This is a genomic window from Chromobacterium sp. FG89 (assembly GCF_057808735.1).
This window is the reverse complement of record NZ_JBMDIQ010000024.1, coordinates 38,193-51,012: the sequence shown is the minus strand read 5'-3', so window position 1 is coordinate 51,012 and position 12,820 is coordinate 38,193. Positions and strand designations below refer to the sequence as shown.

Here is a 12,820-nt window from a genome sequence, read left to right as displayed (position 1 = left end):
CAAAGTGGAAGCGCGTCCGCGCTCAATGGGCGATGCAGACCGATTTGATCTCGGTGAAACTCTCCACCGCGCCCTTGCCGAACTCGCGGCCGAGGCCGGATTCCTTGTAGCCGCCGAAGGGCATGCCCGGGTCCAGCGGTATATGGCTGTTGACCCAGACTGTGCCGGCCTGCAAACGCGGCACGATGTCCAGCGCCGCCGACAAATCATTGGTCCACACGCTGGCGGCCAGGCCGTAGCGCGTGTCGTTGGCCAGCGCCACCGCCTCGTCCACCTCGTCGAATGGCATCAACGCCAGCACCGGGCCGAAGACTTCCTCGCGCGCCACCGGATTGTCCGGCGCCAGGTCCGCCATCACCGTGGGCTGCACGAAATAGCCGGGCAAGTCGGCGGCGCCGCCGCCCGTCAGCACGCGGGCGCCGGCGGCGCGGCCGCGCTCGATCAGCCGGCACACCGCCTGCTGCCGCCGCTGCGACACCAGCGGGTTGACCTGGGCGTCCAGATCCATGCCCGGCCCCAGCCGCATGCCGGCCACGGCGGCGGACAGCGCCTCGGCGAACAGATTGAACTTGCTGCGGTGCACGTACAGCCGCGAGGCGGCGGCGCAGACCTGGCCCTGATTGAGAAAGCCGCCCAGCAAAGCGCCCCGCACCGCCTGGTCGATGTCGGCGTCGCCCAGCACCAGCATCGGGTTCTTGCCGCCCAGCTCCAGCGCCAGCCGGGTCATATTGTCCAGCGCGGCGTGGCCGACGGCCTTGCCCACCTCGGTGGAGCCGGTGAAGCTGACCTTGCCGATCAGCGGATGCCCCGCCAGCGCGCGGCCCGCCGCCTCGCCGCGCCCGGTCACCACATTGAACACGCCCGGCGGCACCCCGGCCTCCAGCGCCAGCTCCGCCAGGCGCAAGGCGCTCAGCGGCGTCTCGCTGGCCGGCTTCAACACCGCCGTGCAGCCGGCCGCCAAGGCCGGCACCGTTTTCCACAAGGCGATCATCAAAGGGAAGTTCCACGGCGCGATGCCGGCGGCCACGCCCACCGGCTCGCGCCGGGTGAAGGCGGTGAAGCGCGCGCCCGGCGGCGCCGGAATCGACACGTCCAGGGTTTCGCCGGTGATCTTGGTGGCCCAGCCCGCCATATAGCGCACGTATTCGATGGAGCCGCCCACCTCGATGGCCCGCGCCAGATGGATGGACTTGCCCTGGTTCAGCGTTTCCAGCTGCGCCAGCTCCTCGGCGTGCGCTTCCAGCACATCCGCCAGCCTCAGCAATACGCGTTCGCGCTCGGCCGGCCGCAGGCCGGACCAGACGCCGGATTCGAAAGCCCGCCGCGCGCTGCCCACCGCCGCGTCCACATCGGCGGCCTCGCCGTCCGCCACGCTGGCGATCACCGCGCCGCTGGCCGGATTGCGCACGTCCTTGCGCCGGCCGGACAAAGCCGCCCGCGGCTTGCCGTCTATCCACAGCCCGTGCTCCCGTTCCAGAAAGGCCCGCACCGAATCCAGCACCGGCACCAGGTTTTGATCCATCCTCGTCTCCTTTTCGATCAAGCTTGCCGCCGCGTAGGCGCGGCCGGCGATGGCCCAATATACCCAGCGCCGCCGCCGCGGCTGATCCCAAATCGGCAAAGCGCGACCCGGCCCTTCTCGTTGCGGCGCAGCATGTCGCCAGATGGAAACATTCAGTAAAAACAATGCTTAAGCGACGCAAAGAGCGCTGGACATTTCGATTTAAATAACATATTAATCATTTTGAGATCCAGAGAATGGACCGAGAACAGGCGGACTCCACCCCCACCCACCGGAGAAAGCAGATGATTGCCGCAGCCCGTTGCTTTGACGACGCCCACCTGCACGCCGAGGCCCTGCCCGGCTGGGAGCAGCTATACAGCCAGATCAGCGGCGGCCGCTTCCGCAGCACCTTGAGCCGGGTGCGCACCGCGCGCCTGGATATTTTTCGCGAAAGCTTCAACCAGCGCGTGGTGCAGCAAGGCCGCGCGCCCGGCGGCATGATCCATTTCGCGCTGCCCATCCGCGCGCCGTCGCCGCTGAGCCTGCAGGGCGTCGCCGTGCCCGACGACGCCCTGATGGCGCTGCGCGGCGGCGAGGACTTCGTCCTCCATTTGCCGCCGGGCGCGGATTCCATCCAGGTGTCGGTGCCTTACGAGGATCTGGCCGAACTGACGCCCGCGCTGTGCCGCCCGCTGCGCGAGGCCCGCGGCAAAACGCCGGTGTTCCCGGCCCGGCCGGCCGCGCTGGCGGCGCTGCGCGCGCTGCTGAACGGCGTGTTCGAACAGGCTTTATTGGACCCGGCGCTGCTGTCCTACGCCGGCAACCAGAAAGTGATCCAGCACCAGTTGCTCAGCCTGCTGCAAGACGCCTTGGCGGACGGCGCGCTGGGCGAGCGCCGCGGCAACCTGACCTTCGCCACCCATTGCGACATCGTCAGGCGCAGCCAGGCGCTGGCGCTGGCCAAGCCGGACGAGCCGGTGACGGTGCTGGAGCTGTGCAGCCGGCTGCGCGTCAGCCGCCGCACGCTGCAAAACAGCTTTCAATTGGTGGCGGACACCACGCCGGTCGATTATCTGCGCTCCATCCGCCTGAACGCGGTGCGCCGGATGCTGCTGAACCCGGCGCGGCCCGGCCACGGCGTGCGCGACGCCGCCGGCGCCTGGGGCTTTTACCACCTGGGCCATTTCGCCGCCGATTACCGCAAGCTGTTCGGCGAGGCCCCGTCACACACCCGCGGCCGGGCTCTGGCCCATCTGGGCGCGCCTCCCGGCGCGCGCGGACTGGAGCCGGTCAACGATCCAGCGGACTAGACGCGAGCTCAGGCCTGACGGCGCGCGCGGTAGTCGCTGGGCGAGCGCCCGGCCATGCGCTGGAAGAAACGGGAAAAATAGGCCGGGTCCTTGAAGCCCAAATCGTAGGCGATGGCGTGCACCGAGGCGGCGGAGTAGATCAGCAGGCGCTTGGCCTCCTGCAACAGCCTATCGTGCGCCAGCCGCTTGGACGGCAGGTCCGCCAGCCGGCGGCACACATCGTTGAGCCGCGCCTCGCTGACCCCCAGCTCGGCCGCGTAGCGGTCCAGGCTCCAGTGTTCGCGGTAATGCGCTTCTATCAAGCCGTTGAAGCGATGGTAGAGCCGCCACTCGTCGCGGCGCGGCCCGCGGCGCGGCCCCGGCAGGCCGGACAGCCGCAGCACGTCCACCAACACCAGCTGGGCCAGGGCTTGCCGCGCCAGCTCCGCGCCCGGCGCCGGCGCCTCGCTCTCCCGCTGCAACTGCGCCAGCCGCTCGGGCAGGCGCCGCGCCATATCGGCCCATTCCGCCGGCACCTCGGCCAGTTCCACGCAGAACGGCGCGCTCAAGGCGTCCGGCCCCGCCTCCGCCAACCAGCCGCGCGCCAGCTCCTGGCGCAAGGTCAGCACATGGCCGTCGGCCTCCGGCCCGGTGATGAAGGCGTGCGGCACCGTCGGCGGGGTCAGGAACAAGAGCGGCGCGCGCGCCTGGTAATGGTCTTCCTCCAGTTGCAGACGGATGTCGCCGCTGGCGAGATAGTGCAATTGCAAAAAGCGGTCGTGCCTATGCACCGGCATATTGCGGCCGAAGAAGGCCGCCAGCCGGCCAAAGGATTCGCAATGGATGTCGACGGACTCGTAGGGGCTGTCGTAAGCCTTGCCGATGTCGATATTGGGTATGCGCGCGCCCAGACCGCGCGGGATTCTGCTCATCGCCGCCCCTCCCTTGTGACATTTTCGCCATAGTCGGCCGCCCTCGCCCTCCGCTCTCGCCAAAAGGCCGCCGCTCAGGCTTTCGCGCCGGATCGGCGGCCCGGGCCGCCGCCGCGCAAACACGGCTTTTGACGATATTACCCGCAACGCAGCATGGATAAACATTGACAGCGGACCGCCGTCATCGTTATAAACTTTAACATGTTAATGAATATTTGAACAACGGCGATTCATTCAATAACAAGGAGTTAAGCATGAGTCTGGTCCTAGACGCCGCGACGGAGCGGCCGGCGGCCATCTACGGCGCAGCGCTCAACCACCGTCGTCTGCAGGCGGCGCTGGCCGCGGAATTCGAACAAGCGCCCTATCAGCGCCCGCCGCAAGCGCCGGTCTTGTTCGTCAAACCGCGCAACACCGTCAGCGTCGCCGGCGCGCCCATCCCCTTTCCCGCCGACGCGGACGCCGTCTACGCCGGCGGCGCGCTGGGCGTGCGCATCGGCCGCGACGCCTGCCGCGTCAGCGCGGCCGACGCGCTGTCCCATGTCGGCGGCTATGCGGTGGTCAACGAGGTCAGCCTGGCGGAAACCAGCTTCTACCGCCCGGCGATCCAGGCCAAATGCCGCGACGGCTTCTGCCCCGTCGGCCCGGAGGCCGGCCCCGACGCGATCGACCCGCAACGGGTGCAGGTGCGCACCTATGTCAACGGCGCGCTGGCCGAAACCAACGACAGCGCCGACTGGCTGCGCGGCGTCGCCCAGTTGATCGCCGACGTCAGCCAGTTCCTCACCCTCTACGCCGGCGACCTGCTGATCGTGGCCACGCCGCCGCGCGGCGCGCGGCTGCGGCCGGGCGACGCCGTGACGGTGGAGATAGACGGCATCGGCCGCCTGGAAAACATCGTCGCGGCCGAGGAGGACATGCAATGAGACACGCCCGCATCCGTTATCAGGGCCGAACCTGGCGCGCGCAGGCCGGCGCCGACGGCGCGCTCTTGCTGCCGGACGGCCGCCGCCTGGACGAAACCGAGGCGGAATGGCTGCCGCCCTGCCAGGGCACCCTGTTCGCGCTGGGCCTCAACTACGCCGACCACGCCGCCGAACTGGATTTCAAGCCGCCCAGCGAACCGCTGGTGTTCTTGAAGACGGCCGCCGCGCTGACCGGCCATCGCCGGCAATCGATGCGGCCGGACAATGTTGAATATATGCATTACGAGTGCGAACTGGTGGCGGTGATCGGCAAGACCGCGCGCAAGGTGAAGCGCGCCCAGGCGATGGACTACGTCGCCGGCTACACCGTGTGCAACGACTACGCGGTGCGCGACTACCTGGAAAACTACTACCGGCCCAATCTGCGGGTGAAAAACCGCGACGGCCTGACCCCGATAGGCCCGTGGCTGGTGGACCGCGACGAGGTGGCGGACCCGCACAGCCTGGAGCTGGCCACCTATGTCAACGGCCGCCGCGTCCAAAGCGGCAATACCCGCGACATGGTGTTCGACATCCCCCACCTGATCGAATACCTGTCCGCCTTCATGACGCTGCAAGCGGGCGACATGATCGCCACCGGCACCCCGCAAGGCCTGTCCGACGTGCGCCCCGGCGACGAAGTCGTCGTAGAGGTCGAGGGCGTCGGACGGCTGCTCAACCAGATCATCAGCGAAGCGGACTGGCTCGCGCGCCGGAACGCGGAAAAGGAAACCCCATGATCAAACACTGGATAGACGGCCGCGAAGTGGCCAGCCAAGACAGCTTCGTCAACTACAACCCGGCCACCGGCGAAGCGCTGGGCGAAGTGGCGGCCGGCGGCGCCGAGGAAATCAATCTGGCGGTGGCCGCCGCCAAGGCGGCTTTTCCCAAGTGGGCGGCCACCCCGGCCAAGGAGCGCGCGCGGCTGATGCGCCGGCTGGGCGAATTGATCCAGCGCGATGTGCCGCGGCTGGCGGAACTGGAAACGCTGGACACCGGCCTGCCCATCCACCAGACCCGCAATGTGCTGATCCCGCGCGCCTCGCACAACTTCGACTTTTTCGCCGAAGTCTGCACCCGGATGAACGGCCACAGCTACCCGGTGGACGAGCAGATGCTCAACTACACGCTGTACCAGCCGGTGGGCGTGTGCGCGCTGGTGTCGCCGTGGAACGTGCCCTTCATGACCGCCACCTGGAAGACCGCGCCCTGCCTGGCGCTGGGCAATACCGCGGTGCTGAAGATGTCCGAGCTGTCGCCGCTGACCGCCAACGAACTGGGCCGGCTGGCGCTGGAGGCCGGCATTCCGCCCGGCGTGTTCAATGTGGTGCAGGGCTACGGCGCCAGCGCCGGCGAAGCCCTGGTCAGCCATCCGGACGTGCGCGCGGTGTCCTTCACCGGCGGCACCGCCACCGGCCGGCGCATCATGCAGAATGCCGGGCTGAAGAAGTACTCGATGGAGCTGGGCGGCAAATCGCCGGTGCTGGTGTTCGACGACGCCGACTTCGATCGCGCGCTGGACGCCGCGCTGTTCACCATCTTCTCCCTCAACGGCGAACGCTGCACCGCCGGCAGCCGCATCTTCGTGCAGAACGGCATCTACGACCGCTTCGTCGCCGAATTCTCCGCCCGCGCCCAGCGGCTGATCGTCGGCGACCCGCAGGACCCCGCCACCCAGGTGGGTTCGATGATCACCCGCCAGCATTACGACAAGGTCACCGGCTATATCCGCATCGGTCTGGAAGAAGGCGCGCGGCTGGTGGCCGGCGGCCTGGAACGGCCGGCCGGCCTGCCCGAATCGCTGGCCTCAGGCCACTTCATCCGCCCCACCGTCTTCGCCGACGTCGACAACCGCATGCGCATCGCCCAGGAGGAAATCTTCGGCCCGGTGGCCTGCCTGCTGCGCTTCAGCGACGAGGCCGACGCGCTGCGTCTGGCCAACGACGTCGATTACGGCCTGGCCTCCTATATCTGGACCCAGGACATCGGCAAGGCCCACCGGCTGGCGCGCGGCATCGAGGCCGGCATGGTCTTCGTCAACAGCCAGAACGTCCGCGATCTGCGCCAGCCCTTCGGCGGCGTCAAGGCCTCCGGCGTCGGCCGCGAGGGCGGCGAATACAGCTTTGAAGCCTTCGCCGAGGTGAAAAACGTCTGCGTCTCCATGGGCGGTCATTTCATCCCGCGCTGGGGCGTGGAACAAGCCTGAGGCGCCGCCGGGGCCCAGGCCGCGCAGACGGCCGGCCCCGGCGCGACACCGATCCAAGCAGCAAGACTGCGCCGGCCCCGCGGCCCAGTCGCACCGAGGAGAACGCAATGGGAACCCTAGCCCTGGCGGCCAAGATCACGCATGTGCCGTCCATGTATCTGTCGGAACTGCCCGGCCCGCATCAAGGCTGCCGCCAGGCCGCCATAGACGGCCACAAGGAAATCAGCCGCCGCTGCCGCGAACTGGACGTGGACACCATCGTGGTGTTCGACACCCACTGGCTGGTCAACTCCGGCTACCACGTCAACTGCGCGCCGGCTTTCGAAGGCGTGTACACCAGCAACGAGCTGCCGCACTTCATCAAGAACATGCCCTACGCCTATCCGGGCAACCCCGCGCTGGGCAAGCTGCTGGCCGAGGCGGCCACCGCCGCCGGCGTGCATACCCGCGCCCACGACGCCACCACGCTGCCGCTGGAGTACGGCACCCTGGTGCCGATGCGCTATATGAACGCCGACCGGCGTTTCAAAGTGGTGTCGGTGGCCGCGCTGTGCACGGTGCACGATCTGGCCGACAGCGCGCGGCTGGGCGCGGCGATGCGCGAGGCGGTGGAGCGCGATTACGACGGCCGCGTCGCCTTCTTCGCCAGCGGCTCGCTGTCCCATCGTTTCGCCCAGAACGGCACCGCGGATCAATTCCTGCACAAGGCCTGGAGCCCCTTCCTGGAAAGCATGGACCAGGAGGTCATCGCCATGTGGCTGGACGGCGATTGGAAAACCTTCTGCGACATGCTGCCGGAGTACGCCGAGAAGTGTCACGGCGAAGGCTTCATGCACGACACCGCCATGCTGCTGGGCGCGCTGGGCTGGAGCGATTACCGCGGCCGCGCGGAAATCATCACCCCCTATTTCGGCAGTTCCGGCACCGGCCAGATCAACGCGGTGCTGCCGGTGGAACCGCTGGGAGAGCGCCATGCCGCACTTCATCGCTGAATGCACCGACAATCTGCGCGCGCAGGCCGATCTGCCGGAACTGTTCCGCCAGGTGCACGACTGTCTGGCCGCCAGCGGCCTGTTTCCGCTGGCCGGCATCCGCAGCCGCGCCCACTGGCTGGACACCTGGCGCATGGCGGACGGCGAGGCCGACTACGCCTTCGTCCACTGCACTTTGCAGATCGGCAGCGGCCGCAGCGAGGCCGATCGCCGCGCCACCGCCGAACAGCTGTTCGCGCTGATCCAGCGCCACTTCGAACCGCTGCTCGCCCAACGCTATCTGGCGCTCAGCTTCGAACTGACCGAACTGTCCGCCACCCTCAACTTCAAGCGCAACAACGTGCATCAACGCTTCAGCCCGCCGGGCTGAAACGGACGAAACCGATCACGAAGCTCAGCGACCACCATGAAAGACTCCATGCTCAGCCCCGACCTGATTCGCGGCGCCGCGCGCCGCCTGCACGACGCCGAGCGCGAACGCCGGCAGATCCGCCAGCTCTCGCTGGACCACCCCGAGATCACCATAGAGGACGCTTACGCCATCCAGCGCTGCTGGGTGGAGATGAAGCTGGCGGAGGGACGCCGCCTCAAGGGCCACAAGATAGGCCTGACCTCGCGCGCGATGCAGATGTCCTCGCAGATCAACGAGCCGGACTACGGCGCGCTGCTGGACGATATGTTCTTCAACGACGGCGCCGACATCCCGGTGTCCCGCTTCATCGTGCCGCGGGTGGAAGTGGAGCTGGCCTTCGTGCTGGGCCGGCCGCTGTCCGGCCCCGGCGCCACCTTGTTCGACGTCTACGACGCCGCCGATTACGTGATCCCTGCGCTGGAAATCATCGACGCGCGCAGCCAGTCCATAGACCCGGACAGCCAGCGTCCGCGCAAGGTGTTCGACACCATAGCGGACAACGCCGCCAACGCCGGCGTGGTGCTGGGCGGCCGGCCGGTGCGCCCGCGCGAGCTGGACCTGCGCTGGGTGGCCGCGCTGATGTACCGCAACGGCGTGATCGAGGAGTCCGGCGTCGCCGCCGCCGTGCTCAACCACCCGGCCAACGGCGTGGCCTGGCTGGCCAACAAGCTCTCGCCTTTCGACGTGGAGCTCAAGGCCGGCCAGGTGATCCTGGCCGGTTCCTTCACCCGGCCGGTGCCGGCGCGCGCCGGCGACACCTTCCACGTCGACTACGGCCCGCTGGGCGCGATCAGCTGCCGCTTCGTCTGAACCCGCTCGAGGAACCTCCATGCAACTTCCCGCCAACCCCTTCAAGGCCGCGCTGCGCGACGGCCGCCGCCAGATCGGCCTGTGGCTGGGCCTGGCCAGCCCCTACAGCGCCGAACTGCTGGCCGGCGCCGGCTTCGACTGGCTGCTGATAGACGGCGAACACGCGCCCAACGAGCTCAGGGACGTGCTGCTGCAACTGCAGGCCGTCGCGCCCTATCCCTGCCACCCGGTGGTGCGCGCCGCCAGCAACGACCCGGTGCGCATCAAGCAGTTGCTGGACATCGGCGCGCAAACGCTGATGCTGCCCATGGTGCAGAACGCCGACGAGGCGGCGCGGGCGGTGGCCGCCACCCGCTATCCGCCGCGCGGCGTCCGCGGCGTGGGCAGCGCGCTGGCGCGCGCCTCGCGCTGGAACCGCGTGCCGGATTACCTGACGCGGGCCGACGATGAAATCTGCGTGCTGGCCCAGGTGGAAACCCGCCAGGCCCTGGCCGCGCTGGAAGGCATCGCCGCCACCGACGGCGTGGACGGCGTCTTCATCGGCCCGGCCGACCTGGCCGCCGACATGGGCCATCCGGGCCGGCCCGACCACCCTGAAGTGCGCGCGGCGATGGACGACGCCATCCGCCGCATCCGCGCCCAGGGCAAGGCCGCCGGCATCCTGATGGCCGACGAGGCCGAAGCGCGCCGGCTGTTGGCGCTGGGCGCGGGCTTCGTCGCCGTCGGCGTCGACACCACCTTGCTGGCGCGCCGCGCCGAAGCGCTGGCGGCGGCCTTTCGCGACGAAGCGCCCGGCCGGCCGCCGACGCCATCCGCCTACTGACTGACCCGCGGCGACCACACAAGAACAAGGCGCCGCCCGGAGCCGATCCCGGCCCCACCCCCGAGGAGAACGCAAGATGAGCCACACCCCCGCCGCCGCAAGCGCCCATGCGCGCAAAGTCGCCTACGCCACCGTGATCGGCACCGCCATCGAGTGGTACGACTTCTTCATCTACGCCAGCGCCGCCGGCCTGGTGTTCAACAAACTGTTCTTCGCTCCGGCCGGCGACCGCTTCGCCACCCTGATCGCCTTCGCCTCGGTCGGCGTCAGCTTTCTGTTTCGGCCGCTGGGCGCCTTTCTCGCCGGCCACTACGGCGACCGCCTGGGCCGGCGCGCGATGCTGGTGCTGACCCTGGTGCTGATGGGCGCCTCCACCGCGCTGATCGGCCTGTTGCCCACTTATGAATCCGCCGGCCTGCTGGCGCCGCTGGCCCTGATCCTGCTGCGCGTGCTGCAAGGCATTTCCGCCGGCGGCGAATGGGGCGGCGCGGTGCTGATGGCGGTGGAGCACGCGCCGCGCGGCCAGCGCGGCCGCTACGGCGCCTTCCCGCAGATAGGCGTGCCGCTGGGCCTGCTGCTGGCCTCCGGCGTGTTCGCGCTGATGAGCGGCGTGGTCTCCCCCGGCGACGCCTTCCTGGAATGGGGCTGGCGCGTGCCCTTCCTGCTCAGCGTCGTGCTGCTGTTCATCGGCCAATGGGTGCGCCGCTCGGTGGAGGAAAGCCCGGTCTTCGAGGAGATCAAGGCGCGCAAGGCCGGATCGCGCACCCCGGTGCTGGACCTGTTCCGCCGCCACGCGCCGCTGGTGCTGCTGGCCGCGCTGCTCTTCGCCGGCAACAGCGCCGTCGGTTACATGACCACCGGCGGCTTCATCCAGAACTACACCACCGACCCCGCCGGCGCGCTGCGCATGGAGCGCACCCCGGTGCTGCTCGCCGTCGCCTTCGCCTCCGCCTGCTGGATGGCCTTCACCTGGCTGGCCGGCGTCTGGTCGGACCATATCGGCCGCCGCAGCGTCTACCTGATCGGCTTCGGCGTGCAGCTGGCCGGCGTGCTGACGCTGTTCCCGCTGATCAATAGCGCCAGCCTGCCGGCGGTGCTGCTGGCGCTGTGCCTGCTGTCGGTGGGCACCGGCCTGACGTACGGCGCGCAATCGGCCTTCTACGCCGAGCTCTTCCCCGCCTCGGTGCGCTTCTCCGGCGTCTCCATTTCCTACGCGCTGGGCGCCATCCTCGGCGGCGCCTTCGCGCCGATGATCGCCAAGGCCTTGATCGCCCAGACCGGCTCCACCGCCGCGGTGACCGCCTATCTGAGCGGCATGACGCTGATCGGCCTCGCCTCCGCGCTCTTGCTGCGCGACCGCCGCGACATCCCGCTGGGGCCGGAGCACGAGGCCGAGCAAGCCGCGTCGCCGATACGCTGGCGCCGGCCCGTCGTCGCCGCCGTTCATGCTGAAGCGCCATGAAAAGTACCTAAGACAGCTTGGAAGATGCATTCCAGTGCGTGGTGTCGCTATCCATAATGCAAATTCGCTGAATGTATTCATTATTGAAACGCCCGCCGCCAAAGGCGGGCCGCTTCAGCGCCATCAAGCACAAAGGAGACCTCCATGCGCCACCCCAACCCCTTGCTGGAAACCCTGCTCCCCATCCTGCCCGCCATCGCCGCCAACGCGGAGCGGGCGGAACGCGAACGCACCGTGCCGGCGGAAAACATCGCCCTCTTGAAAAGCGTGGGCTTTCATCGCGCCTTTCAGCCCAGGCCCTACGGCGGCCTGGAAATCAGCCTGCCCGAATTCGCCGATTGCGTGGCGGCGCTGGCCGGCGCCTGCGCCAGCACCGCCTGGGCCGCCAGCCTGCTGGCCACCCACAGCCATCAGATCGCGCTGTTCTCCGCCCGGCTGCAAGAGGAAGTCTGGGGCGGCGCGCCGGACGCCACCGCCAGCAGCAGCATCGCGCCGCTGGGCCGGGCCGAGGCCGCGGACGGCGGCGTGCTGCTCAGCGGAGAAATGGGCTGGAGCAGCGGCTGCGACCACGCCGAATGGGCGATCCTGGGCTTCCGCCGCCCCGGCCCGGACGGCGAGCCGCAATACTGCTTCGGCGTGGTGCCGCGCGCCGATTACCAAATCCGCGACGACTGGCGCGCCGCCGGCATGCAGGGCAGCGGCACCAAGACCCTGCTGGTGGACAAGGTCTTCGTGCCGGAACACCGGATCGAAGCGGCCAAGGACATGATGGAAGGCCGCTCCGCCGGCTTCGGCCTGTACCCGGACAGCAAGATCTTCTACGCGCCCTACCGGCCCTACTTCGCCAGCGGCTTCGCCGCCATCAGCCTGGGCGTGGCCGAGCGCATGCTGCAAGTGTTCAAGGAGCGCAGCCGCAACCGCATCCGCGCCTATACCGGCGCCCAGGTGGGCGCGGCGCTGCCCGCCTATATGCGGCTGGCCGAATCCACCCACCAAGTGCTGGCCGCGCGCGCCTTGCTGGAAGCCAGCTGGCGCGAGCACGCCGAGCACGGCGCGGCCAAACGCTATCCCACGGCGGAAACGCTGGCTTTCTGGCGCACCAATCAGGCTTACGCGGTGAAAATGTGCATCCAGGCGGTGGACCGCTTGTTCGAATCCATGGGCGGCAATTGCTGGCGGCTGGAAAACGAGGCGCAGCGGCTGTTCCGCGACTCGCACATGACCGGCGCCCACGCCTACACCGACTACGACGTCTGCGCCCAGATCCTGGGCCGTTCGCTGCTGGGGCTGGAGCCGGACCCCGCCATGGTCTAGACGAGCCGTTTACGATCTTCCCTGAGGCCCGACAGGGTGAACGCCGCTTCGAAACGTTCATGCGCCGTATGAGCAAAGCCGCTGTCCCAGTGGTTTTCGCCCTGCCCCGTT

The 12,820-nt window shown here is 68.8% G+C and carries 12 protein-coding genes; 10 read left to right on the top strand and 2 right to left on the bottom strand.

From position 1 onward, the window contains the following. Nucleotides 1-22 precede the first annotated feature (22 nt). Nucleotides 23-1,522, bottom strand: a complete 1,500-nt coding sequence (locus ACODRW_RS19925) for an aldehyde dehydrogenase family protein (protein WP_107798705.1) — start codon at nucleotides 1,520-1,522, stop codon at nucleotides 23-25. Between the two features lie 284 nt (nucleotides 1,523-1,806). On the opposite strand from ACODRW_RS19925, the gene ACODRW_RS19920 reads away from it, so the two are divergent. Then, on the top strand, nucleotides 1,807-2,814 hold the full coding sequence (locus tag ACODRW_RS19920; RefSeq protein ID WP_488906526.1) for a helix-turn-helix domain-containing protein: 1,008 nt from the start codon (nucleotides 1,807-1,809) through the stop codon (nucleotides 2,812-2,814). An 8-nt stretch (nucleotides 2,815-2,822) separates the two neighbouring features. On the opposite strand, the gene hpaA is transcribed toward ACODRW_RS19920, so the two are convergent. Beyond that, complete coding sequence (gene hpaA / locus ACODRW_RS19915; protein WP_235087847.1) at nucleotides 2,823-3,725, bottom strand: 4-hydroxyphenylacetate catabolism regulatory protein HpaA; 903 nt, start codon at nucleotides 3,723-3,725, stop codon at nucleotides 2,823-2,825. A gap of 254 nt (nucleotides 3,726-3,979) precedes the next feature. Here hpaA and ACODRW_RS19910 point away from each other — a divergent pair, with 254 nt between their 5' ends. The 9 genes from ACODRW_RS19910 (at nucleotide 3,980) to ACODRW_RS19870 (ending at nucleotide 12,709) form a co-directional block, all read left to right on the top strand. Next, nucleotides 3,980-4,651, top strand: coding sequence for a fumarylacetoacetate hydrolase family protein (locus tag ACODRW_RS19910; protein ID WP_488906525.1), 672 nt, complete (start codon nucleotides 3,980-3,982; stop codon nucleotides 4,649-4,651). Then, a complete protein-coding gene (locus ACODRW_RS19905; RefSeq protein ID WP_488877827.1) occupies nucleotides 4,648-5,430 on the top strand; it encodes a fumarylacetoacetate hydrolase family protein in 783 nt (260 codons plus the stop codon). The genes ACODRW_RS19910 and ACODRW_RS19905 overlap by 4 nt, the downstream gene beginning before the upstream one ends. Next, nucleotides 5,427-6,896, top strand: a complete 1,470-nt coding sequence (hpaE, locus tag ACODRW_RS19900) for a 5-carboxymethyl-2-hydroxymuconate semialdehyde dehydrogenase (RefSeq protein WP_488906524.1) — start codon at nucleotides 5,427-5,429, stop codon at nucleotides 6,894-6,896. The genes ACODRW_RS19905 and hpaE overlap by 4 nt, the downstream gene beginning before the upstream one ends. A 107-nt stretch (nucleotides 6,897-7,003) precedes the next feature. Continuing rightward, nucleotides 7,004-7,888: a 3,4-dihydroxyphenylacetate 2,3-dioxygenase gene (hpaD, locus tag ACODRW_RS19895; RefSeq protein ID WP_488906523.1), complete on the top strand. Its 885-nt coding sequence runs from the start codon at nucleotides 7,004-7,006 to the stop codon at nucleotides 7,886-7,888. Then, nucleotides 7,869-8,258 carry a 5-carboxymethyl-2-hydroxymuconate Delta-isomerase gene (locus ACODRW_RS19890; protein ID WP_227107731.1) on the top strand — a complete coding sequence of 130 codons (390 nt, stop codon included), beginning with the start codon at nucleotides 7,869-7,871 and terminating at the stop codon, nucleotides 8,256-8,258. The genes hpaD and ACODRW_RS19890 overlap by 20 nt, the downstream gene beginning before the upstream one ends. 48 nt (nucleotides 8,259-8,306) lie before the next feature. Beyond that, nucleotides 8,307-9,110 (top strand): 2-oxo-hept-4-ene-1,7-dioate hydratase, encoded by an 804-nt coding sequence (hpaH, locus tag ACODRW_RS19885; RefSeq protein WP_107798697.1) that lies wholly within the window; start codon nucleotides 8,307-8,309, stop codon nucleotides 9,108-9,110. Nucleotides 9,111-9,129: 19 nt separating this feature from the next. Beyond that, the gene (gene hpaI / locus ACODRW_RS19880; RefSeq protein WP_107798696.1) at nucleotides 9,130-9,933 is read left to right on the top strand and encodes a 4-hydroxy-2-oxoheptanedioate aldolase; all 804 of its coding nucleotides are present in this window, start codon (nucleotides 9,130-9,132) and stop codon (nucleotides 9,931-9,933) included. A 76-nt stretch (nucleotides 9,934-10,009) separates the two neighbouring features. Beyond that, nucleotides 10,010-11,395 carry an MFS transporter gene (locus ACODRW_RS19875; RefSeq protein ID WP_253315211.1) on the top strand — a complete coding sequence of 462 codons (1,386 nt, stop codon included), beginning with the start codon at nucleotides 10,010-10,012 and terminating at the stop codon, nucleotides 11,393-11,395. Nucleotides 11,396-11,539: 144 nt separating this feature from the next. After that, nucleotides 11,540-12,709 carry a p-hydroxyphenylacetate 3-hydroxylase oxygenase component gene (locus tag ACODRW_RS19870; protein WP_107798694.1) on the top strand — a complete coding sequence of 390 codons (1,170 nt, stop codon included), beginning with the start codon at nucleotides 11,540-11,542 and terminating at the stop codon, nucleotides 12,707-12,709. Nucleotides 12,710-12,820: the final 111 nt, after the last annotated feature.